The following is a 25,109-nucleotide window of genomic DNA, read 5'->3' as shown; positions in this document are numbered from 1 at the left end:
TCACTGCTTTGCGGTCGTGGGAAAACGGCGCTGGTACACGCCAGGTGCCCAGCCGAGGAATTGTGAATAGACGTCGAGAAAATCGCAGCCGCGGTGCCGGACAGTCTGGGCGTCCACGCGTTCGGCGCCGATCTTCTCCCGCGTGTCGGCCATATTGCAGTCCATGTAGCGCACGTCGAGGGAAAACTGCCCTAGCATGGGCATGGCCTGGTAGCGCGGGAGATCGCGTAGCGCCTGCTCGGCGGCGGCGCTCAGTTCGGCGCGCACGGCCGTGGGGTGGCGGTTGACGGCGCTGTAGCGCGCGAGGCCGGTCTTGGTCACCACCGTGGTCAATGGCCGCCCGCCCACAAAGGCCCGCGCCTCGCGGCAGGCCGCTTCGTCGCCGGCGATGAGAATGGTCGGCACGCCGAAATACGCGGCTTTGAGGATGCCGATGCCGATCTCGCCAATGGGCTCGCCATTGAGCGCCATGGCGACGATGCCGTGGCTGTTGTAGCTGTGGTTGAGATAGCCGTCGGCGACGCCGGCCATGGCGTGCGCGCCGATCTGGATAGCGGCCGCGCAGCTACTGTCCATGCCGTTGCCGATCGGGGCGAGAATGCCCATGATGTTGACTAGGGTGACGGCTGGGTGCAACTGGCCGATGTCGAGGTTGTTGCCGCCGCCATGGCCATCGGCGACGACGACTTCGCTCGCGCCGCCCTTGACCAGCCCCTGGGCGAGGGCGTTGACTTCGCCCACCAGCATGGCCAGGGCAATGGGCAGATTGACAATCTTGTTGCCGATGTTGTCGCTGGCGCCATTGACGCCGCTGACGCCTTCGAGATCGGTCATGACATTGATCTTCATAGCGGGCACTTTTCTTGTTCAGAGGCCGAGGACGCGAATAGCATTGTCACGGGCGATTTTCTGGAAGACCTCTTCGGCGAGGTCGCCCTGTTGGCGCAGGTCGAGGAGGAAATCCGCGAGAGTCCGGAGGGTGGGCATGGTCGGCTGGCAAATGTCCGTGCCGAAGAAAAGGCGGTCTTGGAATTCGGTGAGGAAGCGCACGGCGTAGTCGCGGTCGCGGATCAGGGAGTTGGCGCCGCTGTGGGCGGAGAGATCGCCGTAGAGATTCGGGTATTGCCGCATGAGTTGCGGCACGCGCCCTTCCTGGACGGGCCCTTTCGGGTAGTTCATGCGCTCGCTGAGCGTCGGTCGGGCGCCCATCTCGGCCCAGAAAGCCTGTGAATGGCCGAAGAATTTGAGTTTGGGGAAGCGCTTGAGGGATTCTTCCAGGCCGGGTAAGCCGGCTTCGTCCACCAAGCCGTAGGAATAGCCGACGTAGGGTGAGAGATGGAAGGTCAGCGGTATGCCGGCGATTTCTGCGCCGCGGAAGAGATTCTGCACCAGCGGGTCGATGATGCGCAGGTTCGCCGTGACTTCGCCGATGCCTTTGCAGCCGAGGTCGCGGTAGTAGCAGAGCATGCGCTCCAAAGGGGCGTACGGCGAATTGCTCAGCGCGCGGGGATCAATGTTGCAGAAAGGGATGAAGCGCCCGGGGTGGTTGGCGGCGATCTCCAGCACTTCTTCGTTGCTCTGCGGCTGGGTGCAGCATTCGGGCGACGCGCCCGGCAGAATAACGCCGCGCTCAATGCCGATGCGGTCATAGGCGGCGACGAGCTCCTGCGGCGACGCGTAGGTCTGCTGGTCGGCAAGCCGCGGAAAGCCCTTGTGGCGACGCGTGTGGACGTGGATATCGATGAACATGACTGCTTGCTCCTTACTGACAGAACTCGTGGGGTGCAATTCCCAAAAGTGGGTCATTGCGCGATGGGGTAAACATTACCCCCCCCATTTTTTTTGCAAGTACTCGACTTGCTTTTTTTGTTGTCGTTGTATGGTATGCTAAACCGCATATATTAAAGGAGTTGCGACGATGGCGATGGAAAAGCAACGCGATTTGGCAAAGGAACTGGTGAAGCTGTGTGGTCTGGTGCGCGGATCGATTGTCCATACGACGCGCAAGTGCGGGCGCGCACAATGCGAATGCGCGAAAGGCAAGCAGCATCCGTTCTGCTACCTGTCGCGGTCTTCAGCTGGTTCGAAAAACAAGATCCAGTATGTGAAGCCGTCCGAGGAAAAAGCGTTTGAGCGTGCCGTGGCCATGTATGAGCGCGCATGGGCAATCATCGAGGAACTGACTGAACTCAACATCAAGGAGATCAAGGAAAATGGGAATGACGGACGAAGAACTGAACGCCCTGGTGGAAAAAAAGCTTCTCGAACGCAAAGCCGAGATCGTCCAGGCGCTGAAAACATTCAACCGGAGCCCGTCGGCGAAGACCTTCAAGGAAGCGGAAAACACACCGGATCGCCTGTTGGGACAGGCGATGGACGACATCGTGGCGGAGGTGCTGCAAAAGACGGTGGGAGACGTCCGAATAGAAAGGCCCGCTAAAAAAAACTCCGGTACCACGGGCAAAGGCTGACCAGCATTCAGCTCAAGCATGGGAAGTATACCTCGATTACCGGGGCCTACTATCTGCCCGTAAAAGAGAAGCGTCGCGGGCGCAAGCGCGGCACGGGTAGACGCGGCGTGGCGGGCACAGGCAGGTTTCCCGCTTTGCTTTTGTTAGGCGTCCTTGCCGGCGCTTCGCCTGCTTTGTGCGAGGATGTCACGCTGGAAGGGCTGCGAGACTCCTACGAAGAGGCGTCCAATGCGTTGCGCTTACGGGGCCGGGACATTTCGGCCAAGCGCGTCGGCACGATCAGCCGGGCTGTCGGTCATGCTTCCCTGAAAGCGAGGGAACGACGGCTCGCTTGTCTTCGTGTGAGCAACGAGGCCGAGGGAAAAAGACTCGCGGTCGCCATGGACGGGGGACGCGTCCTCATACGCACGAACAAGCGCGGGCGCAAGACCGCCAAGGGCTATCATACCTATGTCGCCGACTGGCGTGAACCGAAGCTGTTCATCATCTACGAACTGGACGCCGAGGGCCGGAAAATGCGCAAGGGACTTGAACGCTGCGACGGCACCATCGGCGGCCCGGAGGACATCACTCGGCTGCTGGTAGCGGAGCTCAGGGCGATGGGCGCGCAGAACGCGAAATCAATCACGTTCCTGGGCGACGGCGCAAAATGGATATGGAACAGGATTGACCAGATTATCGAAGAAGTCGGCATCGACAGGGCGCGCGTGTCAACGTGCCTTGACTACTACCACGCGGTCGAGCATCTTGCAAGCGTCGCGGAGGCTAAGACGTTTGCAAGCCTGATCGAGAAGCGCGCGTGGCTCGACAACATGAAAAAACTGCTCAAGAAGGCTCCTCCCGCAGTGTTCCTGGCTGAACTGGCCAAATCAAGACGGCGTGGCAACGCGGTCATCAGGCGAGAATATGCGTATTTCAAAACCAACATGTCGGCAATTGACTATGCCAAGCTCAGCAGAGAGAAGCAGCCGATTGGCTCAGGAGCGATTGAAAGCGCCGTGCGCAGAATCGTGAACCTGAGAATCAAAGGTGCGGGCATGTTCTGGAAGCAGGAGAACGCGGAGGCGGCACTCCACCTGAGGTGTCAGCTTAAAACCAACAACTGGAGCATGTTCTACGCCGATTTACTCAATGGCCTGGCTGCATAGGCGTTACCCACTTTTGGGAATTGCACCCGAACTCGTGCTCGGCCTCGCGGAAGATCGCTATGGCCTGATCGGCGTCCTCGGCGGTGAAGGCCTCGTTGATCATGAAATTGAAATGGCTGGCGATGGCCGCGTCGGCATTGGGCGTCGGGTAGTCGCGATCGGCATAAGCCATGCCTGGCGCGGAACTCCACGGGTGGCTTTTGGCGCGGAAGCGGTACCAGTCCTGCCGGGCCGGTAATGCGCCGCTGTACTCGGGATTGATGGGCAGGCCGCGCTTGGCCAGCGCCGCGCAGAACTCGGCCTTGCGGCAGGGCATGGACTCCTGCCGGAAACGCAGGCGCCAGAACCAGTAGCAGCTGTCTGACGACGCGTCCAGCGGGATCGCCACCGCGCGCAAGTCGCCCAAGCCGCGTTCGCGGAACATCGCCACCACGGCCTGGCGGCGGTGGGCGATGTCCGCCAGCTTCCTGAGCTGCACGCGGCCGATGGCGGCGTGAAATTCGTCCAAATTGCAGTTGAGCGCGACCAATTCGTTGTTGGCGCCGGGCGGGCGATTGAAGGGCTTGCCGCGGTCGGCGGCGCGGCGGATGCGCCAGTACAGGTCTTCGTCGCGGGTGTAGACCACGCCGCCCTGGCCGCCGGTGCAGGCGAGTTTGCCAAACATGAGCGAGAAGGCCGCAGCCACGCCGAAGGTACCGACGGGCTGGCCGGCGACGCTCGCCAAGGGCGTCTGCGAGCAGTCCTCAATCACCGGCAGGCCGTGTTTTCGGGCGACGGCCATGATGGCCGGCATGGGCGCGGCTTCGCCGCCGATGTGGGCGACGACCACCGCGCGAGTGCGTGTGCTGATGCGCTCTTCGAGCTGGTTTGGGCCGATGTTGTACGAGCCGGGCATGCTGTCCACCGGCACGGGTATGCAGCTTAGGGCGGCGATGGGCATCATGCCGCCCGGGTCGGTGACGGCGCTCACTGCGACCTCGGAATAGGCCGGCAGGTTCAGCGCGCGCAGGACCACGTATAGCGCGTTGGTGCCCGAGTTGACGCCGTCGGCATAGCCGCCGCCAAGCAGCGCCGCGAACTCCTTGCCGAAGGCGTCCTCTTCGGGGCCGTTATAGCCTGGCGTGTTGCCACTGGCGATGGCTTGATCGCAAAGATGCAGCAACGCGGCTTTTTCTTCCTCGCCGAGGCTGTGGCGGGCCGGAAAAGTCCAGGTGGTGATGGGCATGGCTGATTTCCCTCCTCTGATCAATGCGTATCTGCAAGTAGCCGTTCGGCATTGCCGCCAAGAATCTTGGCGCTGACGGCAGCGGGCAGTGCCAGCGTTCGGATGAGGTCGGCGTGCCGGGAATCGAAGTAGTCTCTGGCGAAGAGCACGCGGTCCTGAAATTCCGCCAAAAAGCGCCGGGTGTAATCGTGGTCGCGGTTGAGGGCGAGAAAGCCCGAGCCGGCGGATATGTCGCAGTGGAGATTGGAGTACTTGCGCATGAGCAGCTCAAGACGCCCGCCAGGCACCACCGGTGCGTCGGCCGGTGGGTAGTTGACGCGCTGATAGAGATCGTCATTGGAGATATGCAGCCAGAAACCCGGTGCGTGGCCGAGGAAATTGGTATTCGGGCAGGCTTGCAGGACGCGCTCAATGTTGTCGATGCCGCCGCCCCACCATTCGGTCCACGGGTCGCCGTGGCTCTGTCGGCGATTGTATTCGAGGTGGAAGGTCACCGGCATGCCCAGGTCGCCCGCGCAGCGGAACAGTAGCAGCGCGTCGGGATTGTCGTAGAGCATGCGGCATTTGAGTTCGCCGCAGACTCGCGCGCCGTAGATGTCGTGCGCGGCGCGCAGGGCCGCGCAGGCGTCTGGTCGCCGGGGGTCGGGACAATAGCCCAGCACAAAGCGCTCCGGGCAGCGCTCGACATAGCTCAGGCAACGCGTAAAGGGAACCGGCCCTGTCGTGCTGCCCAGCAGTGCCGCCGGCAGCACCTGCTGATAATGCGGACTGTATTCGTGCGCCGGACATTCCCAACTCAACAACCAGCAACGATCAATGCCATTGGCGTCCATGTTCGCCAAAAAACGCTCCAGGTCGTGGCCGTGCCAGTCTGGGTGGTTGTGTGCGTCAATGACCGCCATCGCCAAGCCTCCGTTGAAGGATGAATCACGCGTGCCTACGCCATGAATACAAAGAGTGTATTACGGCAACAGCGGAAATCAACGCCCATATGTTGAATTGAGCACCACGGGCCGACTACAATCGATCGTAATCGGTCAGTAACCACCCCGGTGGGGAAAACACCGGGGACAAGTTGCCGGAAACCCACGGCCAGTCGCCGCCCAGCCATTACCCATGGGTGGCTAACCAGGCCGCGGATTTCATAGGGGCAATGCTCTTCACATAGCATGCGGCAAGCGCCGGCGATGAGTTGTTTGGTAACCATGCACAAGATCATTCGCCGAGGTTTTGAGCACCGAAGGCGCGCCCTAAGATAGCCCAGGGCAAGCGCCCGCAGGGCGCGTCGCCCTGGGTAAGGTGCCCCATCCCAAAAGAGCCCTGAAGATGGTATGCTTTTGTCAACTCAATCAGCGTCATTTTCGGGTGAAAAACTCCTTTTTTTTCTTTCCCGCTTAATCCGACGTTTGGTTGCTGCCGGTGCTTCATAGGGAACCAACTTCTTGCTTGAAGGCTGATACTCCATGTAATTTTCCGTGCCGCATAGCACCGACCAGCAGATCATCAGCAACTTGCGCATGACGGCGCAGCGCTTCTGCATGGGGGTAAGATTCGTCAAACGCTTGGACAATGCATCCAAGATGGGTATTCTCGCCTGGGCGGTGAGGGTGGCCATGTAGAGCATCTGCCTAATGACCGGCGCTCCTTGCTTGGACAAGCGGGTGGATTTCACAGACGTGCCGGAACACTTGTTCTTCGGGTTCATGCCGGCAAAGCTCACGACCTGCCGGATGTTTTGGAAACGGTCTTCCGGCCCGTATTCGGCGATGAGAGTAGCCGCTATGATCATTCCTATCCCGGGAATCGAATCCAGCTTGGTGACGCGTTCCTGCAGGGCGGCGTGGCTCCGCAGGTATTCCCTTATTTTCACCACGAGACAGTCCAGTTGTTCTTCCACGCTCTTCAAAAGATTTTGAAAGATCTGACGTTCGCCCGGATCATCCAGGTTCGTCAGCTGATTCTTGAGTATCGTGCTTATTTTGGTCAAACTGGCATTCATTCTGGTTAAACGCTTGAGCCCCGCGTAGTCTGCCGGCATTTCATACATGGCGTCCGGCTTTTGCGTGGTACCCAACCTCGCCAGGCATTGGGCGTCCAGCTTGTCCGTCTTGCTTTCGATATCGTTGAACTTCTTGAAGGCAGGCACTTTGGCTGGATTGATGAGCGCAATATAACTATCGGGCTTCGCCGCCTTTAACTGTTTGATCAGACGGTATGAATAACATCCCGTCGATTCCATCACCAGCCGGTACACAACCTTGCGCTGCGGATGCAACCGTTCCTCAATATGCTTTCGATTCGCCTTCAACCAGGTGAAGAAATCTTTCACGCCTTCACGCGTGTTGGTGATGTGCTTGACCGCCAGGGAGGTCAACCCCTTGTTCCTGTTCAATTCCTGGTTATCGTCAAGCCAGTCTATGGCGCAGACGGTATCTTTTTTGCCGACATCAAGACCGACCCAGATTATATGTTCGCTAAGCATGGCTTACTTCTCCGCTTGCTGCTATAGTGTTGGAAGTGTGCGTGCAAGGCCAACCTTGTCTATGCGGGGAGTTTCCCCAAAGATGGTGAATACGGCCATTATTGCACTGCACGGTAACGGTCGTGCCGCCTAATCTTCAGGCTGAGGAACTGAATAGTTACTCATGGGCCACAGGCAGGCACGGCCGTGCTTTTTTGTGTGCGAAACACAAAAAAGCGCCTGATAACACGACTCCAAAGGCGGAACAGAAGAGAAGAGAAGAGAAGAGAAGACAACATACACCGGAAAAAAGAAAGAGGTACCACAACCTTCAGGACGCATAGAGACTATGCATAGGGCGCCTCGTGGATAACCTCTTTGATACTTATACGTAGCCATTTGCCGCTCCTTGTTACTTGGTTCTCCCAAGAGAATTACGGGGAAAATCGCAGTGGCTATCGACACACAGGTGTCAATGACGCCACTATACAAGGGGCGGCCTAAAAGACCTGCGACGAAGGGTCACAGCGCAAAATTGCCGCCGCAATCAATGAGTTCCATTGCCTCTTTGGCTTCAGTCAGCTTCGCCGACAGAAGCCAAAGAGGCCGAGGAACACGGACCAATATGGCGCGCTACCCAGGGCGGCGCGCGCCTTCGGCGCCGCTTGCCCTGGGCTGGTATGTTTCGCGCTTTCAGCGCTTCTGCCGCTTCGCGGCGGAAATGCACGACGAGAAAAGGCTGCTTGGTTGAAACAACAAGTGCCATGGATACCGTTAAATGACGAGCAGCGGTTTCATAGGAGTAACCACCCCGGTGGGGAAAACACCGGGGACAAGTTGCCGGAAACCCACGGCCAGTCGCCGCCCAGCCATTACCCATGGGTGGCTAACCAGGCCGCGGATTTCATAGGGGCAATGCTCTTCACCTAGCATGCGGGAAGCGCCGGCGATGAGTTGATTGGTAACCATGCACAAGATCATTCGCCGAGGTTTTGAGCACCGAAGGTGCGCCCTAAGATAGCCCAGGGCAAGCGCCCGCAGGGCGCGTCGCCCTGGGTAAGGTGCCCCATCCCAAAAGAGCCCTGAAGGGGCGGCCTAAAAGACCTGCGACGAAGGGTCACAGCGCAAAATTGTCGCAGCAATCAATGAGTTCCATTGCCTCTTTGGCTCCAGTCAGCTTCGCCGACTGAAGTCAAAGAGGCTGAGGAACACGGACCAATATGGCGCGCTACCCAGGGCGGCGCGCGCCTTCGGCGCCGCTTGCCCTGGGCTATCATATTTCGCGCTTTCAGCGCTTCTGCCGCTTCGCGGCGGAAATGCACGACGAGAAAAGGCTGCTTGGTTGAAACAACAAGTGCCATGGATACCGTTAAATGCAGAGCATCGGTTTCATAGGAGCCATTGTTACGCCGTTTTCGCCGGCGCCGCCCACTTACATCCGAGTGGGACATGACGATGGCGGCTTTTCGCTCACAGCTGCGAAGAAGTGGGCAGCAAAGCGCCGAGATCGGCTCGTCGGAACTCACAACGATGAATACCCAAATCACACGAACAAGGCAGCTGAAATCATCTTGACCCACAATTTGCTGTTATTCAGTGTTTTTTTGCTTGTCAGAGGGCGAATTTTTGGCTATTTTTCCTGCGGTTCTTGAAATCAGCCCCCCCACCGAAGGGGGCCCCCATCCTATAAAGTCGCGCGCGCGAAACGGGGGTTGCTCGAGCTGGGGACCACACGGAATTGATGGCTGAGCGATTACCACGGGGCGTAATCTCATCCTGCGCGTATTACTTTCGCCATTGACATTGCGGTACTGCGCGCTTACAGTTTCTGCTTGCTATTTCGTCCCGAAACCGTTTCGATTTCCTTTTTCAGTTGAGGTGCATAATGATCCACTGGCGTTTTGCCCGTTGCGCGTTTCTTCTCGCCACTCTTCTTGGCTGTCTGGCTTCTGCTCAGGATGCCTATCGCGACAGCTGGTTCACGTTTGTCATCACGGATGTGGCTGACGACGAGACGGCCGGCACGCCCATTGATCTGTCCCATCTCAATCCCCAGCCGGCTGGGGCTCATGGTTATTTGCGGGCTGATGGCGAGCGCGTGGTAGACGGTCGCGGTCAGACTGTGCGGCTCTACGGCACAAACATCTGCGACTATCATCCCATGCCGCCGAAAGAGGACGCGCCGCAGGTCGCCCGCCGTCTGAAGCAGTTCGGCATCAACTTCATCCGCCTGCATTATTTTGATTTTGCCAAGGCGCCGGCGGGCATTCTTAATGCCGATATGCAGACGCTCAATCCCGAGAAGCTCGATCAGTTCGACTGGCTGATCGCCAACCTGAAGGAAAATGGCATTTACGTCGATATCAATCTGCACGTGTGCCGGCCCTACCCGAATATGCCCGAGGGCACGCACCGCTTCGGCAAGGGCATTGACTTCATCCACGAGCCCTACATTGAGTCGCAGAAGCGCTATGCGCGCGACCTCATTGGCCACCGCAATCCCTACACCGGCTTGACCTATGCGGAAGACCCGGCCATCGCCATCATCGAAATCAACAACGAAAACACGGTGTTTTCCATCTGGACCCGCCTGGCCGCTCTGCCGGAGGAATTCAGCAAGCCCATCCAGGAACGCTGGAACCATTGGCTCGTCAAGAAATACGGCACGACTGACAAGCTGCGCCAGGCATGGAACAGCGAAACTCAAGGCGAGCTCGGCCCCGCACTCCTCCCCAATGGCGATTTCAGCCAGGGCACTGACGTCTGGCATTTTGAACACGTCAAGCCCGGCGAGGCCACGGCCGCAGTCGTCGAAGACGCCGAGTTGGACCGCTACCTGCGCTGGACGGTCACCAAGCAGGGCGGCGCCGACTGGCATCTGCAGTTCTACAACAGCAACCTCCCGGTGGAGCATGGCAAGAAGTACGCACTGACCTTCAAGGCCCGCTGCACTGACGCCACGCCCAAAAAACTCGCCATTCGTATGATGATGCAACGCGATCCGTGGAAGGACGCCGGCGGCAGCGCCACCTTTCTCATCGGCAACACCTGGCGCGAATACAGCCTGAATAGCACCATCGACAATCCCGACGCCATTCCCCTCCGCCTGAATTTCTCCGCCAATAACCAGCTGGCGACTTTTGAGATTGCCGACGTATCGCTGCGCGAAGGCACCTACGCTGTCAAAGGCCTGTATGATGGCGAGACTCTCGAAGCGGCCAATGTGCCGCTGGTTGGCGACAGCGCCTGCGTGCCGCGTACCCTCGACTTTCTCACGTTTCTTATTGACGCCGAGGGCGAATACGTCCAGACCATGCGCCGAGTGCTCAAGGACGAACTCGGCTACCCGGGCATGGTCCATTGTAGCCAGGCCAGCTACGGCGGCCTAGCGGGCTACCTGCGGGAGAGCCGCCACAGCGATCTCATTGATATGCACAACTACCCCTGTCATCCGTCTGTCGCCACCGACGAACAGGGCCGGCGCATCCATCGCGTGCACAACGAGTCGCTGGTCGCCAAGGCCTTTGGCAGATTTGAAAATGCCGCACTCTGGCGGGTGCCGGGCATGCCCTTTGTGATGACCGAGTTCGACGTCAATCCACCCAATGACCACGCGTCGGAGAACTTCCCGTTGCTGGCGTTGATGGCGGCTTACCAGGGCTGGTCGGGCTTCGCCGAGTACTCGTGGTATAATTTTCAGGACAACAAGCACGGCCACGACCGCATCCGCAGCCACTACGCCACCACCGGCCATGCCGGCCAGATGGCCTTCGTGCCCGCCATGGCACTGCTTTACCGCCAGGGGCTGGTCAAGGAAGCCAAAGAGCCGCTCGAATTGCGCTGGGCCGACGCCGAACTGGCCGGCGAGTTTATCGCCAATCCGTGGTATGACCTGAAACGGATTTTCGGTCGGCTCGCAGGCGAGAACTCCGATGTTTGGCGCCGCCGCGTCAGCAGCCGCCTGGTGGAAGGCGCGGCCGAAAGCAGCATCGTCGGCAGCAGCGGCAAGGACGCGTCGCACATCGTTAGTGACACGGGCGAGATTCTCTTCGACCGCCGTAACGACGGCGAGGAATTCCTGCAGGTGAACGCGCCGGCCGCGCGACTGCTCATCGGCTATGTCGGCGGGCGGGATTTCACCATCGGCGATGTCGCCCTGAGCGTCAAGACCGGCACCCACCGCAATTACGCGAATATCGCGCTGGTCGCCTTGGACGAAAAGCCCATCGCCGCATCCCGGCGGGTGCTGCTTACCGCCGTGTCCCGCGTCGAAAATAAATACCAGCAGTGGGATGAAAAGCGCACGACCATCGGACCCAAGTGGAGCGAAGGCCCGACCATGGCTGAGCCCGTGCCCCTGACCATTACCCTCCCCGGCAGCGGCTGGCGCGCGAGTACCCTCAGCGGCAAGGGCCAGGTTATGGCGAAAGTGCCCATGCAGGGCAACGCCCTCAACAGCGCCCCTGAACACGAGACCGTCTGGTACCTCTTCGAAAAAGACTGAGCACGCGGCATAGCGCCTTTCTAATGCCGCACGCAAGCGTGCGGCCACGGAACGCCGGCCTACATGCGTCTTCTCGCTCGCCGCACGCAAGCGTGCGGCCACGGAACGCCGGGTTTCTGGCTTTCGCGTGAGACCACACCTTCGTGCTCTCGCTCCTACCTATCGGCGGCGTGTCTTGCCGCGCAGCGGCAAGACACGCCGCCTGAGATGGGATAGAGAGGGGGGCGCGGGGGGAGGGGAAGGGCTGACAGCCCTTCCCCTCCCCCCGCAGAAACCGCCCCTCCCCCCGCAGAGCCCCCCGCCCTATTTTGGGCAGCGGCGGAGCCATAGCCAGTATCGCCCGCCGATGCGGCTTTGGCAGTAGTCGCCGAGGGCCATTTGCAGCGCCGGGTCTTCGGCGAGTACGCGCAATTGCGTGACGGGGTTGATCAGTGGCGACACCGCGATCATCTCTGGTTGCTCGGTCGATATGCGTTGCGCCATGGCGGTGCTTTCGGCCCAATTTTGCGGCGCCACGTATAGCTCGGGGGCCCACGGCAGGCCTTGCGATACCTCGATGGGCACAATCACGTCATGTGCCGACCAGCCGTTGTCTTTGATCATATCCGCGACCATCAGCGTCTCGCCGCAATCGCCGTAGATATACCCCGTCGCGTAGGGCGCCGTGGCCTGCCGGATGACCATAGCCGTGTTTATGCCCAATGCCGTGGCGATGAGCGCCGGCAGCAGCGCCGCGCGTTGCCAGCGCCACGCCCATGCCAGGATTAGTGCGGCGCCGCCGTAGGTCGCTGCCAGACGCAGCGCCAGCTCGAACAACATGGGCCGCAGTGGCTCGGCGACGGCCTGCGCAATGCGCAGGTCGCTACGTAGGACATGCAGCGGGTCGCCCATGGCTGCCAGCGCCAGTACGCATGTCGCTAGCGCGCAGGCTGCCAGCGTTGGCCATTGCCTGGCGGCGACACTCGCCTCACCGCGTTGCCACGCCTTGCCGCCGGTCATGATCAGCCCCAGCGCGAGCAATGGCAGCGCCGGGCAGTGGTATTTCGGGAAGCCGAACAATGCGCCGCCGACGACGACATAGCCCGCCAGCAACCACAGGCCCGCCAGCAGAAAAAGGTCGTCCGTCCGCAGACGGCGATTGCGCCAGAGTTCCCGCAGGAGTTGCCACAGGGCCCATGCCAGCGCTAGCAGCACGTAGGGATTCAGTCCCCAGAAGGACAGATAGAGCGCGGTCAGCACGCTGTGTTGCCCACGGGATGCAGCCCGGGCGCCGACCGTGGTTTCGCCGAAGGACCGCCGCAGGTAGTCGAAGACGCCGGCGGCATTGACGCCGCTCAGGCGTCCGTATAGCAGCCAGCTCAGGTGGAAGATCGCCCAGCCGGCGACCAAAGCCAGCGCCAGGCCGGCGACGCGTTGCCAGCGCCAGCGCAGCAGCAGTGCGTAGGCCATGAACAGCGGCAGGAGTAGCAGCGGCGTGCTTAGCCGGCACCACAGCGCCGCCGCCAGGACCAGCGCCGTCAGCGCCGCGCGGCGCCACCCGGGGCGGTCTGCGTATGACCGCACTGCGCAGCAGAGCAGCAGCGTGAAAAAGGGCAGGGCAGTCTGGTCGATTTCTATGATTACTGCCGCTTGCATCGCCATGGGCATGCAAGCGATCAACACAATCGGCAGCGCGCGCCAGAGTGGCGAGATGCTTTGCGTGTCGCCGGCTAGGTTATGTCGCGGCCGGCAGAGCCAGGCGAGCAGGCCGATGGTCCCCAGCCAGTAGAGGATGCCGCACAGACGCAGCACGAAAGGCGTGAAGCGCCCCAGTGCTTCGCACAGTGCCCAGGCGCTCAGTGGATAGAGGTGGGGCGAGAAGGTGATGAGCCCGGCGGGATCGACGTAGCCCTGGTGATAGAGCAGCCCCACGAGCTTGTAGTAGTGGCTGATCTCGTCCTGGCCCATGATCTGATTGCTGCGCAGAAGCGCCCCAAGCAGAAACAGCGCTGTCGCCGCCGCGCAGAACAGCCAGTAGGGGCGTTGCCATTGGGGTTGCCGATCATCCGCGTTCATCCGCCCGTCCTCCCGCGCCATGGCTCCTGCGCGAGGATTTCCTCGTACCAACCGAGGAATGCCCGCACTTGCCGGTCAAGGCTGAACTCGGCGCCGCGCCGCGCCGCCGATGCGCGCATGGCATCTCGCCGGGCGTCGTCGGCAGCGAAAAAATCAACTGCGGCGTCGGCCATGCCTGCCGCATCACCGGCGGGGCAGAGGAAGCCGGTTTCGCCCGCGATGATTTGTTCGACGATGCCGCCGACGGCCGACGCGACCACTGGCGTGCCGCAGGCCATGGCCTCGGTGACAGTCTTGCCGAAAGCCTCGGCTTTGGCCGTGTGCACGAAGAGGTCCGCTGCGCGGTAGAGCTGCGCCATCTTCTGCGGGTCGCGCACGTATGGCAGCTGCCGTATGGCCAGGTGCCGCAGCGCGCGATCAGGCAGCGCCGCGCCGACGCACAGCACCTGCAGACTCGGTACGCGCTCGGTCATGGCCAGAATGGCCTGGGCCATGGTCGCCGGGTCCTTGTAGATGTTCTTGCTCGACGCGCTCGCGAAAAGCACAGTCGGCGCGTCCGCTGACAGGCCCAGCGCCGCACGAGCGGCGGCGCGGTCGCCGGGCCGGAAGCACGCCGTATCGATGCCGTTGGCAATCACCCGGTATTCCGCCGCTGGCAGCATGGACTGTTGCGCTTGCGCCAGCAGCCATTGCGATGGCGCGGTCACGTAGAGCCGCGATTGCGCGTAAATCGCCGCCTTGCGCTGCCAGTTTGCCGCCGTTGCATCCCGTCGGCAGGCCGGATAGACATCGAGGTGCGGACAGTTCCCGCAGCCCTGCCGCCAGCGTTCGCAGTCGACAAAATACGCGCAGTGGCCCGTGATGGCCCAGCTGTCTCGCAGATTCAGGATGAGCGGCTGGCGCTGGCTCAGTCCTGGCAGGACGCCGAGATCGAAATACCAGCCGTGGAGATTGTGGCAGTGGATGATGTCCGGCGGCGCCGGGCAGAGTCCCGGCAGGTCCGCGCAGCCGGGGAACTGCGTTTCGTCGCGGCCATGCCACCAGTCGGCGAGGCGCTCTGGCCAGGCGAGCCGGTCGAGGCCGCGCGCCAGACAGCGCATGCCGGGCAGCCGGCCTTCCTGGCTCCTGGCTGCGTCCGCGCCATGCTGCAGGAGCCGTCCCACGGCGCTGGGGGCGCGCCCGCGCGGTATTTCCAGCACATCGGGGTCATTGCTGTATTTGCGGCCGACGGCCAGCCATGACTGCTGCCCCGCTGCGCGATAGCGGTCGAAGAGATTCCACGCCGACCCCTCGGCGCCGCCGCCGCGATCAGCCGTATTGACCTGCAGGATCCTCACGGCGCCTCCCCGGCGTGGTTTTTCTGCGTGGCGACCCACTTCGCAGCGGCCAGCAGCGACGGCCCCGACCACTGCGCAAGCGGGTCTGGCGTCGCGCCATCGCGGCAGATCTGTAGCGCGGTGATGCCGAAATTGCGCGCCAGTAGCATATCGGCCTGGCTGTCGCCGACCATCAGCGCGCGGCTGCGGTCGATGCCGTGTTCGGCGCAGGCTTGTTCGAGCATGCCAGTGGCGGGTTTACGGCAGCGACATTGCGCTTCTGGCGCATGCGGGCAGTAGTAAATTGCGTCCAGTGCCAGGCCCTCGGCGGCCAGCAGCTCCTGCAAGCGTCGATGCACGGCTTGCAGTTGCTCGTCGCTGAAATAGCCCCGGCCAATCCCCGACTGGTTGGTGATCATTACCAGCGCATAGCCCATGGCGCGGAAGCGCCGCAGGCCCGCTAACGCGTCCGGCATAAACTCAATGCCAGCGGGATGCGACAGGTAATTCTTGTCCACGATCAGCGTGCCATCGCGGTCCAAAAACAGCACGGGAATGTCCTTCATCGTCGCTCCGGGGTGCAGGTATGCCGTAATAACCGATCGCGCCGCCGTCCGGCCCGATCAACAAGCCCATACCATAATGCCCCAAAACTACGACGCGGAAAACACGATCCAGCTGATCAGACCGATCCGACCGATCAGCAGCCGGATCCGTCCGATCCGTCCGATCGGTCCGCGATAACAAGAAAGAAGCTGCGACCGACGGCCGCTGCTACTCAGCTGCCGCGTCATCGACTTTGCTGCTGGAACCGGGTAATCGGTCAGCGATTGATAATAGCTGGTCTCAGAGGACGACTGGGACCATGGGGACTACTTGGCGATTGCGCGCACTGGGGCGAGGACTCACGGACTCATGAGGCATGGTCCCATGGATTGGACCGTGGGGAATTTCTGGACCATGGGGAAGGACGCCTTGGACACTGGGGACCGGTTGTGGACTGCTTGGACGCCGCAGACTGACTGGCGGTGTCCATAGCGTCCATGGTGTCCATAAAAACGTCCAGTGTCCCGCCAGTAAAAAGGCGGTGCTGGCAGCCGGCTATTCTCAATCACTGACCGATTACGGAACCGGCGGCGATTTTGGCCAGGCGCGGTTGCAAGGAGGGAAAAATCGGGTATCTTATGCAACACTTTTTGGGTACCCGTAGCTCAGTTGGATAGAGCGACTGCCTCCGGAGCAGTAGGTCGTGAGTTCGAACCTCGCCGGGTACACCATGTCAACCGCCTGACTCATCGTGAGTTAGGCGGTTTTTTTTGCCCGGAAAGGCCCCCGCTCTGTACACTCATTTTATGTCTGTTAGAACCTGTTTTTGTGCTCATTCACTAACGATAGCTTAACAAGTAACCTAACACGAAAACCTGCCCGTGCGCAGTGAAAAGTGCGGTATGGGGTAGTATCTTTGCGGGGCTGCGGTGTTGCCACGTTCTGATATTGATGCCTTGATCACCCGTCTGTTCAGGAGAAGCACACGAATGAGAACGACGTCGAGTCTGCTGATGGCCCTAGCGTTATGTGGAGCGGTGACCTTATCGGCGGCGGTGGCGCCGGGGGAGAACCTGGTGCTCAACGGCACTTTTGAGGCAGAGCAGGCGGACTTTCCGCATTTTTGGACGGCGAGTCCGCCGCGGCTGGTGAGCTTTAATGCGGCGGGTGGGCCGGAGGCGGTCGGCGCGGTGATTTTGAGCAATCCCGAGGGCGTGAGCGGCGTGGCCGCGGTGCGGCAATATGGTCTGCAGCTGGTTGCTGGCGAGACCTACAAGATGAGTGCGTGGGTGAAAACCAGCAATTTTGCCAGCGGGCATTGCGGCGTCATCGTGCACAACACTGGCTGGATCAGCTCGCAGGGCGTGCGGGAGTTTCCGGCGACCAGCGACGGCTGGCAGTACCTGGAAAGCACCTTCGTGCTAGAGGCGTCGAAGGACGACAGCTACGGCGTGGCGCTTTTCGCTCAGAATTTCCATGGCGAGATACAGATTGCCAAAGTGAAATTGGAGGCGATCAGTGCGGGCGCGCTGGCCAAGAGCCAGCCATCGCCGATACTGGGCGAGCAGCATCGCCTCCGGCTGGTGGCGTGGTCGCCGCTGCTGAACGCCATTCCGCTGAGCGAACCGCGCCTGAGCTTCTATGCGTACGGTCGGCCGGGTGAGGGCAAGGACTGGGGGCACTACGATGCCGTTTTCGCGCTGGATGGCCAGGAAAAGCAGAAGACCGCGCTGCAGCCGAAAATCAACGTCCTCGATCTTACTGGCGTTGCGGCCGGCGAGCACCGCCTGCATTGTGCTATTCGGCAGCGCGACACCGGCGAGGAGCTCTTCGCGCGTTCGTTGGTGATTACGCTGGTGGATCTGCCGGCGTTGGACACCAGCAGTCATCGTCGGCTCAACAATCTGGTGACCGAGGTGCTCAGCAGCGAGTTGGCGGTGCAGGCCGAGGCGCAGACCTTTTCCTTCGTCAATCCCAGGGACGGCTGGGTCTTTGTCGCCCTGCAGGGCAGCCAGGACGCCACGGGGCTCGCGGTGGAACTTGCGGGGCAGGGCGTGGTGATCACAACCGCCAATGAGCGGCGGGAGGCCTTCCGGCTGTTGCCGCGGGGGAGCCACGGGGTGACGGTGAAGGGCGCGACGGGCGGCGGCCGGCTGCTGGTGCGCGCCATTGCCGAAATCTTCAATTACCCCGCCTGCGCGCACAGCCAGGTGCCGCAAAACGGCAAATACGATTGGGATTTTCACGAGAAGCATATTTTTCCGGCAGTGACGACCCTGAATGGCGGGCGCGTGCCGGATGAGCATCTGCCTGAGCTCAAAGAGCGCGGGCTGCTGTGGCTGGCCAACCTGGGTACGGTCAACCCCAAAGACGCGGACGACCTGCTGGCGCGCATGGCAAAATCGCCTGGCTTTAGCAACCCGATGTACGACGGCGTCACCTGCGACGAGCAATTTTTCGGCCAGGCCAATTTGAGCCATTATACCGAGGCTCTTTGGGCCTATGATAACCCCAGCCAGCGCTTGCTTTACACGTGGATAGTGGGCAAGCCCGGGCTGGTTGGCGCGCATAACGACTTCATGAGCGCGGCTCTGAATGCCTCTCGCGGCCGTGGCCGGCTGCTCTTCGAAGCCTACTGCCACAGCCGGCCCGATGAAAAGGACGCCAGCGATTATCTCCTGAACCGCCTCGTCGACACCATGGACAGCTTCAAGCAGTTCTTCCCCAATGCCGCTGCTGGCACGGGCATGATCCTGGGCAATTTCAATCAGATACCGATTATCTCGCTGGACGTCAATCCCGAGGTTGATTACAAGTATTACCTCGACATGCAGGTCAATCTGATTGCCAATCATCCGTCCTTCCGCGACTTGGCCACGACCGGCTACTGGGGCAGCTACTACGACGACGAGGAGCTCTACCGCTGGTCCTTCGCGATTATGCGCCATTACTGCGTCGAAGGCAATACTGGCATGCTGTCGGAGCAGTTTGGCTACCGCTACATGCCCGGGCACCTGCGCAACGGCGATTTCAACCGAGGCATGGAGGCGTGGGCACTGAGCCCTGCGGCGGAGGGTGCCATTCAGCCGGCGTCTTTCCCAGGCTATGGCAAGAACAGCCAGGGGCGCTGGGGTGCTTCCGGCGGCGTTGGCGACACGTTCTGCCTCTTCAAACGCCAGGAAGGCCAGGCCAATAGCATCAGCCAGACGGCCACTGGGCTCGTGCCTGGGGCGATCTATACCCTGCAGTTCATTACTGCTGATTATCAGGACATGCAACAGAAGCGCTTCCAGCCCCGCCAGCATGGCTTGGCGGCGACCCTTGGCGAGGGGGCCGAGCTGCTGCCGGAGCAGTCGTATGTCTTCGTCGACCGGCGCAACAGCGCCCGCAAAAAAGACGACGGGATGGCCCGGATCAATCTTCATCACCTGCGTTTCCGCGCCACGGGCGATACCGTCACGGTGGCCTTCAGTGATGCCGGCGCCGCCCCTGGCGAAGAACTGGCACTGAACTACATCATGCTCAAGCCCTACTTCTAGTAGGAGGCGCGGAGAGAGGAAGGCATATGCATATAGGGCGTTGTTCGCTATGCCAGGCATTCCTCTTTTTTGCGCGTTGGGACGTGACGTGCCAGGTCAATGTGGCGCCCTACAGGCGCAATTCTAACTTGCTGCCATACCCCGGGTTGCGGCGCCCTCCGGGCGCCTCACCCGGGGCTATGCATGGTACGGCCCTCCGGGCCGAACTTGGCCAATCAGACGACGTAATCTGGCCGCTCCGGGCCGAAAAGCGCCGGGACGGCGGCGGTCCCAGGATGGATGCCGCCGGGACGGCGGCGGTCCCAGGAATGATGCCGCCGGGACGGCGGCGGTCCCAGGAATGATGCCGCCGGGACGGCGGCGCTCCCAGGAATGATGCCGCCGGGACGGCGGCGCTCCCAGGAGTCCAATGCGTCATTCCCCAGGGTCCCGAAAGTCCCCACGGTCCAATCCATGGGACCATGCCTTATGAGTCGTGAGTCCTCGCCCCAGCGCAGCGCCACCGGTGGTCCCCACGCTCCCAGGAGTCCAATGCGTCATTCCCCATGGTCCCGAAAGTCCCCACGGTCCAATCCATGGGACCATGCCTTATGACCTGGATTCCCGGGAAATATAACTATGCCTCCGGGGCGGGGGTGGCGGCGGCCGCCGCCTCCGGCTTGTAGGTCTTGGACGGCTTGCCATCGGGGGCCAGGATGCCGAAGGCCTCATAGATTTGCCGTTGTCTTTCAGTGATTTCGCTGTATCGTGCGCGTTGCCCCTGATAGTCGAAACGCTCAATGACGTCGAGTTCATCCAGCAGGCTCTGGATGGAATAGTTGCGGTACAGATTCCTGCTTTTCATGACCTTGTGGATGTAGGAGATGTAGATCAGAGCGACAAATTCCACGAACAGCTTGCCTTCGAGGTTTTCAACCGAACTGACCAGCGTGCGGTTGAAATCCAGGCGGTTCTTCAGATTGTTGAAGGTCTTTTCCACCAGGTCCTTGTTCCGGTAGCACTCCAGAGCCTTGTCTCCTTCTTTCACGTCATTGGACAACAGCACGAAGTAGCCAAAATCGTTCGTGTGCTGCTTGATAGCCTCATCATTGTACTCGACTCGAGTTCCCTTGACCGGTGTGGTTTTGATGGTCAGCAGCCGTTGCGCCCTCTTCAGCTGCGCGTCCGTGGCTTTGCCACTTTGCACGGCGGTCTTGAGTTCCTTCAGGTCGTGGTTGAACTGGGCCCTTTCCGCCGCCGCGCGCTGCTCATTATAGTACACGTGGACGTACATGCGGCGCTTCCCCCGTTCTTCACCGCCATTGCGCATGCTCCAGGCATAGTCCCAATTGATCATGGTGCTGATGCAATAGACATCGTCAGCCTCAATATAGTTGGCGTAGTGAACCAGCCCGTCCCTAACCGCTTTCACGCTGCTGCAGGCCAGGGTCGTGTCCGGATGCAGGCCGCCGATGAATTTATAGTGCGCGTGATACAGGGCGTTGACATTCTTCGCGCTGAAGAAGCCCATATCCCAGACCAGTTTCACCTTGGCGAACTCAAGGAACGCCGCGTCGGCAATCATGTTTTCCATGGTGCTGATGTCACTGATGTTACCCGGCAGCAAGCGGTAGTAAACGGGGAGTCCCGACTCCTCCCCAAACACCATGGCCAGATTGATCTGCGGCAGGCGCTCGCGATCCTTGTTGTGACCGTACTTGACCTGCTTGATCAGTTCGGAGTACGACGAGATGCTGGTCGTGTCATAGGCAAGGTATTCCCGTTCCAGGCGGCGCTTGGCCTGCAGGCGGAAAAAGTCCAGCTTGGCTTCCTCGGGGATGCTGCCGAACAGGCGACTGATGCCCTGTGACCCCAATGCGTGGGTGAGGCGATGCCAGTGGGAAAGCATCCAGCGCGGAAAACGATAGACGGCGCTTTCTCCCTCCTGTACCAGAAAGTAGGCCAAAGAGATGATCTGATCTTTCATGGACGGGAAGCTCTGGGCGATATCCGCCTCAACGCCAGTCACTTTGCCGATATGATCCAACAAATAGCCGGCACCGTAAAAACGACGGTCCGCCGATTTGACCACATCTACAGCCGACAAGGCCTGGCCGGCCAAGTAGGACTTGCTGGGAATGAAGGCGCCTTGCTCGTCCAGACGGCCGATGTAGGTGCGCCGATGACGGCATTGCTTTTTTTCCGTGTCCCAGTAAGGGTAGTCCTCGTAGACCCGCGGAACGCCATTGATCACCTGAACCCGCCGTTTCGGCGAAGCGCCTTCAGAATCTGCCATGGTCTTGCCTCCGTGAACCAGTGATAGACAACAACAAGATGGAACTAGTTATATAATATAACAATGAAGAGCAAAAAACAAGCCGGGCAAGAGCCCGGCAGACGTTTTTTTTAGCTCAAAATGAAAGGCGCGAGGCGCGCCTTGTTATATTTCCCGGGAATCCAGGTTATGAGTCGTGAGTCCTCGCCCCAGCGCAGCGCCACCGGTGGTCCCCACGCTCCCAGGAGTCCAATGCGTCATTCCCCATGGTCCCGAAAGTCCCCACGGTCCAATCCATGGGACCATGCCTTATGAGTCGTGAGTCCTCGCCCCAGCGCAGCGCCAATCAGTCCCCACGGTCCCTGGTGGTCCTTGGGACCGGCTGGTATCAAAAAGTGAGGCATTGCCGTTGATTCGTCTTTTCTGTGTTTTGCTATTGCGTCGGGGATATTATTTTGCTATAGTTAGGGCGAGTTCCGGGTTCCGCCGGTTAATTTGGTTTTTGGGGCCTTTTGCCGTCACCCAAGGAGGACATCACGATGAAATTGTTGCGATTTACCCTGATTGAGCTGTTGGTGGTGATTGCGATCATTGCGATATTGGCGGCGATGCTGCTGCCGGCCTTGGCGAAGGCGCGGGAAAAGGCGCGGGCGGTCAATTGCGTGAACAATTTGAAGCAGTGCATGCAGTCGATCATGCTCTATACGGACGATTTTGGTGGTGCGTTGATCTATAACACCAACTGGTCATCGAACTGGGTGACGTCACTAACGGGCGGCTACAACACGGGCAGCAAGTATTTATCTGACACGACGCCGGACGAGACGGTCTGCCCCGGCCGCAAGCCCTTTGTGTACAAGGGCTCCTATAACATCTACGGCAACCGTCGGGACTTCAATCCGACCGGCTATTTTACGACTCCTCCCTCGGCCTATAATTCTGCCCAGAGAGATGGTTTTCTTTTTACCGGCAAGATCCAGGGCCCGTCGTCGTATGTGTGGATTGGCGACTCGCATGGACTGGAGGGGTCTGCTTCGCAATTGACCGAGGCCAATGGCTATCAGTGGGGGCCGGTTTTCCCGTTGGAGTCTGGGCGCAGCCGCTACTTCTGGGTTGGCGCGCATGGCTCGTCGGGCAATTTTGCCTTTATCGACGGGCATGTGGCGGCGATTGGCAGCCCGGGGCAGTTTGCGGACCTGTTCAACCAGGAGTACGTCACCAATGGCGAGGCTAAGAAGACCGTCTATACCTTCAACAGCTATCTGACGGTAGTGCCGTATAAATGAGCGGCGCAGGCGTTACGGGCAAGACGCATTGGGGTGAGGATGACTGTATTGGCGTTGGTGGCATAAAGGGAACGAATGCGTCTGCCTGCTGATTTTTTTCTGGCGTTTCGCTATTTGCGGCCGAAGCGCACTTTTGTGTCGGTCATCACGCTGTTGTCCATACTGGGGCCGACCCTGGGCGTGGCCATCCTGCTAATTGTCAGCTCGGTGATGGCTGGTTTTGACCGCGACATCCGTCGTGGCATCATGAACATGCAGGCGCACCTGCAGGTCTATCCGCGCTATGAAGCCGTGATTGGCGATCCGGCGGCCATGATGGCGGCCTTGCGCGAGCACGGCGTGCAATGCTCACCGCTGATTGAGGGGTCGGCGCTGATCCAGCTGCGGCAGAGCATCCAGCCGAAGATGCTGCGGGGAATTGTGCCGGCGCTGGAAAAAGAAGTCAGCAATGTGGCGGCGAAGGGCTTTATTGGCCGCTTTGACATTCGCGACGGCGAGGCGATCATTGGCCAGCGCTTGGCCATGCAGCTCGGCCTGCGCATCGGCGACCAGATGCTCATCCACTCGCCGGCGCGCCTCACCCAGAATGTCACCTGGAAAGACGACGGGCAGGTCGATATCAGCCAGCCTGACGTAATTTACCTGCCTGAGGAAGTGCACGTCGTCGGGCTCTTCAGCACGGGCGTGGCGGATTTTGACGACAATGTGATTTTCGTGACTCTTGATCAGGCCGCGGAGTTGTTCGGCTACGAGTGGGGCGCGGCGACTTGCGTACAGGGCAAGGTAGCTGACCCGATGCGCATGGACGCGCTGGTGCAGACGCTGCGCGAGGCGCTGCTGCCGGCCGACGTGGTGACCTGGCAGGAACGCAATCAGCTGCTGTTCGGGACGCTGCGGGTCGAGAAGAATCTCATGTCCTTCCTGATGGCCTTCATTGTGCTGGTGGCATCGTTCAGCATTGCGGCGACGCTGATCACGGTGGTGGTGCAGAAGACGCGGGAGATCGGCGTGTTGAAGGCCGTGGGGATGTCCCGCTGGCTGATCGCGCGCATTTTCTTGCTGCAGGGCGCGGTGATCGGCGTGATCGGCACGAGCTTGGGCACAGGGCTGGGGCTGCTGGTGATGGCCTGCCGCAACCAGATCGCGGCGTTGCTCAGCGCCATCATGGGCCACGATGTCTTCCCGGCCGAACTCTACCACTTAACGCAAATACCCGCGCTGACGACGGCGGCAGACCTTGGCCGGATCGTCGCGCTGTCGTTGAGCATCTGCGTCCTGGCGGCGCTGGTGCCCGCGCTCTATGCGTCGGCCATGGCGCCGGCAAAGGCCCTGCAGGATGACGTCTGAGCGCACAAGGACCATAGCATGACAGCAGGCGAATCTTTATACGATGTCAAGGACCTCCACAAGGACTTCCGGCTTGCCGGCGGGGTGGTGAAGGTCCTTTGCGGACTGAATTTCACGGTACAGCGCGGACAGTGGACCGCGCTGGTGGGGCCGTCGGGGTCGGGCAAGACGACGCTGCTCCATCTGCTGGGGGGGCTGGACCGGCCAACCAGCGGCGCGGTGATGCTCGAAGGCGTGGACCTGGCGACGCTGTCGGCCAGGCGCTTGACGGCGTTGCGCCGGCGGCGCATCGGCTTTGTCTTTCAGGCGTACCATCTTTTTCCCGAGCTGAGCGCGTGGGAAAATGCCGCGCTGCCGGCGCTGCATTGGGGCGAGGCGCGCGACGACGCCTTCGCCAAGGCACGGCAGTGGCTGGAACGATTTGGCCTGGGCGAACGCCTGGAACACCGGCCGCAGGAACTCTCCGGCGGAGAACAACAACGGGTGGCCATCGCCAGGGCGCTGATCAATGACCCGGATGTCATCCTGGCCGATGAGCCCACCGGCAATCTCGATGCCGCCGCCGCCGCCGATATCATGGCCATTCTCGCCGAACTTCGCGCCACTGGCAACAAAACACTGGTGATGGTCACCCACGACCAGGCACTCGCCGCCCGCGCGGATGCGGTTGTAAGCCTGATGAAGCAGTAAGAGGGGGAGATTTTGCGAGGGGTGGTAATGCGAGGGGGGGAGAAAGGGGCATTGCCCCTTTCTCCCCCCTCGCGCTCCCCTCTCTATCCCATCTCTTTCGGCGCGTGCGTCGCCGCTGCGCGGCTGCCGCTCGCGCCGGGGAGGGAGGGACGAGCCTTCGGTGGGCGACCCACAAGCCGATGACTATGCGCAATATAGCCAAATGCATCTGCTGGGCATGAGTTCCATTGCCTCTTTGGCCTCAGTCAGCTTCGCCGACTGAGGCCA

The 25,109-nt window shown here is 60.8% G+C and carries 22 protein-coding genes, 1 tRNA gene and 1 pseudogene; 13 read left to right on the top strand and 11 right to left on the bottom strand.

From position 1 onward, the window contains the following. Both J3R75_RS05605 and J3R75_RS05600 read right to left on the bottom strand, forming a co-directional pair. Window positions 1–849, bottom strand: a complete 849-nt coding sequence (locus J3R75_RS05605; protein WP_307260391.1) for a M55 family metallopeptidase — start codon at window positions 847–849, stop codon at window positions 1–3. A gap of 18 nt (window positions 850–867) precedes the next feature. Then, entirely contained in the window at window positions 868–1,749 is an 882-nt protein-coding gene (locus J3R75_RS05600; RefSeq protein ID WP_307260390.1) for an amidohydrolase family protein, read from the bottom strand. A gap of 169 nt (window positions 1,750–1,918) precedes the next feature. On the opposite strand from J3R75_RS05600, the pseudogene J3R75_RS19830 reads away from it, so the two are divergent. From J3R75_RS19830 to J3R75_RS05590, 3 genes and pseudogenes are all read left to right on the top strand, one after another. Then, window positions 1,919–2,110 (top strand): annotated as a pseudogene (locus J3R75_RS19830) (DUF6788 family protein); the annotation flags it as partial. Window positions 2,111–2,219: 109 nt separating this feature from the next. Next, window positions 2,220–2,471 carry a hypothetical protein gene (locus J3R75_RS05595; protein ID WP_307259863.1) on the top strand — a complete coding sequence of 84 codons (252 nt, stop codon included), beginning with the start codon at window positions 2,220–2,222 and terminating at the stop codon, window positions 2,469–2,471. A 341-nt stretch (window positions 2,472–2,812) separates the two neighbouring features. Next, window positions 2,813–3,619, top strand: a complete 807-nt coding sequence (locus tag J3R75_RS05590) for a hypothetical protein (protein WP_307260389.1) — start codon at window positions 2,813–2,815, stop codon at window positions 3,617–3,619. Here J3R75_RS05590 and J3R75_RS05585 read toward each other — a convergent pair. From J3R75_RS05585 to J3R75_RS05570, 4 genes are all read right to left on the bottom strand, one after another. Further along, a complete protein-coding gene (locus J3R75_RS05585) occupies window positions 3,600–4,844 on the bottom strand; it encodes a DegT/DnrJ/EryC1/StrS family aminotransferase (RefSeq protein WP_307260387.1) in 1,245 nt (414 codons plus the stop codon). The genes J3R75_RS05590 and J3R75_RS05585 overlap by 20 nt on opposite strands. Before the next feature lie 20 nt (window positions 4,845–4,864). Beyond that, complete coding sequence (locus J3R75_RS05580; protein WP_307260386.1) at window positions 4,865–5,746, bottom strand: amidohydrolase family protein; 882 nt, start codon at window positions 5,744–5,746, stop codon at window positions 4,865–4,867. A gap of 35 nt (window positions 5,747–5,781) precedes the next feature. Beyond that, window positions 5,782–6,051: a hypothetical protein gene (locus J3R75_RS05575; RefSeq protein WP_307260385.1), complete on the bottom strand. Its 270-nt coding sequence runs from the start codon at window positions 6,049–6,051 to the stop codon at window positions 5,782–5,784. Window positions 6,052–6,189: 138 nt separating this feature from the next. Continuing rightward, window positions 6,190–7,326 (bottom strand): IS110 family RNA-guided transposase, encoded by a 1,137-nt coding sequence (locus J3R75_RS05570; RefSeq protein ID WP_307259701.1) that lies wholly within the window; start codon window positions 7,324–7,326, stop codon window positions 6,190–6,192. Between the two features lie 604 nt (window positions 7,327–7,930). Here J3R75_RS05570 and J3R75_RS05565 point away from each other — a divergent pair. The 5 genes from J3R75_RS05565 to J3R75_RS05545 all read left to right on the top strand — a co-directional run bounded on the left by J3R75_RS05565 (window position 7,931) and on the right by J3R75_RS05545 (window position 11,809). Beyond that, window positions 7,931–8,056: a hypothetical protein gene (locus tag J3R75_RS05565; RefSeq protein WP_307260384.1), complete on the top strand. Its 126-nt coding sequence runs from the start codon at window positions 7,931–7,933 to the stop codon at window positions 8,054–8,056. Then, on the top strand, window positions 8,053–8,235 hold the full coding sequence (locus J3R75_RS05560; RefSeq protein WP_307260382.1) for a hypothetical protein: 183 nt from the start codon (window positions 8,053–8,055) through the stop codon (window positions 8,233–8,235). Before J3R75_RS05565 ends, J3R75_RS05560 begins: the two co-directional genes overlap by 4 nt. Window positions 8,236–8,525: 290 nt before the next feature. Beyond that, the gene (locus J3R75_RS05555) at window positions 8,526–8,651 is read left to right on the top strand and encodes a hypothetical protein (protein WP_307260381.1); all 126 of its coding nucleotides are present in this window, start codon (window positions 8,526–8,528) and stop codon (window positions 8,649–8,651) included. A 27-nt stretch (window positions 8,652–8,678) separates the two neighbouring features. Next, the gene (locus J3R75_RS05550; RefSeq protein WP_307260380.1) at window positions 8,679–8,957 is read left to right on the top strand and encodes a hypothetical protein; all 279 of its coding nucleotides are present in this window, start codon (window positions 8,679–8,681) and stop codon (window positions 8,955–8,957) included. A gap of 233 nt (window positions 8,958–9,190) precedes the next feature. Then, window positions 9,191–11,809, top strand: a complete 2,619-nt coding sequence (locus tag J3R75_RS05545) for a carbohydrate binding domain-containing protein (protein ID WP_307260379.1) — start codon at window positions 9,191–9,193, stop codon at window positions 11,807–11,809. A 303-nt stretch (window positions 11,810–12,112) separates the two neighbouring features. Here J3R75_RS05545 and J3R75_RS05540 read toward each other — a convergent pair whose 3' ends face one another. Genes J3R75_RS05540 through J3R75_RS05530 form a run of 3 tightly spaced genes read right to left on the bottom strand, consistent with a single transcriptional unit; the run spans window position 12,113 to window position 15,746 of the window. Continuing rightward, window positions 12,113–13,864 (bottom strand): hypothetical protein, encoded by a 1,752-nt coding sequence (locus tag J3R75_RS05540; RefSeq protein WP_307260378.1) that lies wholly within the window; start codon window positions 13,862–13,864, stop codon window positions 12,113–12,115. Continuing rightward, window positions 13,861–15,201 (bottom strand): glycosyltransferase, encoded by a 1,341-nt coding sequence (locus J3R75_RS05535; RefSeq protein WP_307260377.1) that lies wholly within the window; start codon window positions 15,199–15,201, stop codon window positions 13,861–13,863. The genes J3R75_RS05540 and J3R75_RS05535 overlap by 4 nt, the downstream gene beginning before the upstream one ends. Further along, entirely contained in the window at window positions 15,198–15,746 is a 549-nt protein-coding gene (locus J3R75_RS05530) for a D-glycero-alpha-D-manno-heptose-1,7-bisphosphate 7-phosphatase (protein WP_307260376.1), read from the bottom strand. The genes J3R75_RS05535 and J3R75_RS05530 overlap by 4 nt, the downstream gene beginning before the upstream one ends. A gap of 634 nt (window positions 15,747–16,380) precedes the next feature. On the opposite strand from J3R75_RS05530, the gene J3R75_RS05525 reads away from it, so the two are divergent. Both J3R75_RS05525 and J3R75_RS05520 read left to right on the top strand, forming a co-directional pair. After that, window positions 16,381–16,457: transfer RNA gene (locus J3R75_RS05525), tRNA-Arg, on the top strand. Between the two features lie 258 nt (window positions 16,458–16,715). Further along, complete coding sequence (locus tag J3R75_RS05520) at window positions 16,716–19,265, top strand: hypothetical protein (RefSeq protein ID WP_307260375.1); 2,550 nt, start codon at window positions 16,716–16,718, stop codon at window positions 19,263–19,265. A gap of 215 nt (window positions 19,266–19,480) precedes the next feature. Here the strand turns inward: J3R75_RS05520 and J3R75_RS05515 are convergent, their stop codons facing one another. Continuing rightward, window positions 19,481–19,720 (bottom strand): hypothetical protein, encoded by a 240-nt coding sequence (locus tag J3R75_RS05515; RefSeq protein ID WP_307260374.1) that lies wholly within the window; start codon window positions 19,718–19,720, stop codon window positions 19,481–19,483. 161 nt (window positions 19,721–19,881) lie between these two features. Next, entirely contained in the window at window positions 19,882–21,540 is a 1,659-nt protein-coding gene (locus J3R75_RS05510; RefSeq protein WP_307260373.1) for an IS1634 family transposase, read from the bottom strand. A gap of 518 nt (window positions 21,541–22,058) precedes the next feature. On the opposite strand from J3R75_RS05510, the gene J3R75_RS05505 reads away from it, so the two are divergent. From J3R75_RS05505 to J3R75_RS05495, 3 genes are all read left to right on the top strand, one after another. After that, complete coding sequence (locus J3R75_RS05505) at window positions 22,059–22,805, top strand: prepilin-type N-terminal cleavage/methylation domain-containing protein (protein WP_307260371.1); 747 nt, start codon at window positions 22,059–22,061, stop codon at window positions 22,803–22,805. A 75-nt stretch (window positions 22,806–22,880) separates the two neighbouring features. After that, entirely contained in the window at window positions 22,881–24,152 is a 1,272-nt protein-coding gene (locus J3R75_RS05500; protein WP_307260370.1) for an ABC transporter permease, read from the top strand. A gap of 18 nt (window positions 24,153–24,170) precedes the next feature. Further along, window positions 24,171–24,842 (top strand): ABC transporter ATP-binding protein, encoded by a 672-nt coding sequence (locus tag J3R75_RS05495; RefSeq protein WP_307260369.1) that lies wholly within the window; start codon window positions 24,171–24,173, stop codon window positions 24,840–24,842. The last annotated feature ends 267 nt before the right edge of the window (window positions 24,843–25,109 follow it).

Source organism: Oligosphaera ethanolica (assembly GCF_030814695.1).
GTDB classification, from domain to species: domain Bacteria; phylum Verrucomicrobiota; class Lentisphaeria; order Oligosphaerales; family Oligosphaeraceae; genus Oligosphaera; species Oligosphaera ethanolica.
This window is presented reverse-complemented; position numbering and strand designations above follow the sequence as displayed.

Bases quoted from the DNA above. Each gene is read 5' to 3' on its own strand.
- J3R75_RS05565 (WP_307260384.1), top strand. From the start codon at position 7,931: ATGGCGCGCTACCCAGGGCGGCGCGCGCCTTCGGCGCCGCTTGCCCTG.
- J3R75_RS05605 (WP_307260391.1), bottom strand. From the start codon at position 849: ATGAAGATCAATGTCATGACCGATCTCGAAGGCGTCAGCGGCGTCAAT.
- J3R75_RS05595 (WP_307259863.1), top strand. From the start codon at position 2,220: ATGACGGACGAAGAACTGAACGCCCTGGTGGAAAAAAAGCTTCTCGAA.
- J3R75_RS05500 (WP_307260370.1), top strand. From the start codon at position 22,881: ATGCGTCTGCCTGCTGATTTTTTTCTGGCGTTTCGCTATTTGCGGCCG.
- J3R75_RS05545 (WP_307260379.1), top strand. From the start codon at position 9,191: ATGATCCACTGGCGTTTTGCCCGTTGCGCGTTTCTTCTCGCCACTCTT.
- J3R75_RS05585 (WP_307260387.1), bottom strand. From the start codon at position 4,844: ATGCCCATCACCACCTGGACTTTTCCGGCCCGCCACAGCCTCGGCGAG.
- J3R75_RS05520 (WP_307260375.1), top strand. From the start codon at position 16,716: ATGAGAACGACGTCGAGTCTGCTGATGGCCCTAGCGTTATGTGGAGCG.
- J3R75_RS05580 (WP_307260386.1), bottom strand. From the start codon at position 5,746: ATGGCGGTCATTGACGCACACAACCACCCAGACTGGCACGGCCACGAC.
- J3R75_RS05550 (WP_307260380.1), top strand. From the start codon at position 8,679: ATGCAGAGCATCGGTTTCATAGGAGCCATTGTTACGCCGTTTTCGCCG.
- J3R75_RS05495 (WP_307260369.1), top strand. From the start codon at position 24,171: ATGACAGCAGGCGAATCTTTATACGATGTCAAGGACCTCCACAAGGAC.
- J3R75_RS05570 (WP_307259701.1), bottom strand. From the start codon at position 7,326: ATGCTTAGCGAACATATAATCTGGGTCGGTCTTGATGTCGGCAAAAAA.
- J3R75_RS05510 (WP_307260373.1), bottom strand. From the start codon at position 21,540: ATGGCAGATTCTGAAGGCGCTTCGCCGAAACGGCGGGTTCAGGTGATC.
- J3R75_RS05555 (WP_307260381.1), top strand. From the start codon at position 8,526: ATGGCGCGCTACCCAGGGCGGCGCGCGCCTTCGGCGCCGCTTGCCCTG.
- J3R75_RS05575 (WP_307260385.1), bottom strand. From the start codon at position 6,051: ATGGTTACCAAACAACTCATCGCCGGCGCTTGCCGCATGCTATGTGAA.
- J3R75_RS05505 (WP_307260371.1), top strand. From the start codon at position 22,059: ATGAAATTGTTGCGATTTACCCTGATTGAGCTGTTGGTGGTGATTGCG.
- J3R75_RS05600 (WP_307260390.1), bottom strand. From the start codon at position 1,749: ATGTTCATCGATATCCACGTCCACACGCGTCGCCACAAGGGCTTTCCG.
- J3R75_RS05540 (WP_307260378.1), bottom strand. From the start codon at position 13,864: ATGAACGCGGATGATCGGCAACCCCAATGGCAACGCCCCTACTGGCTG.
- J3R75_RS05530 (WP_307260376.1), bottom strand. From the start codon at position 15,746: ATGAAGGACATTCCCGTGCTGTTTTTGGACCGCGATGGCACGCTGATC.
- J3R75_RS05515 (WP_307260374.1), bottom strand. From the start codon at position 19,720: ATGGATTGGACCGTGGGGACTTTCGGGACCCTGGGGAATGACGCATTG.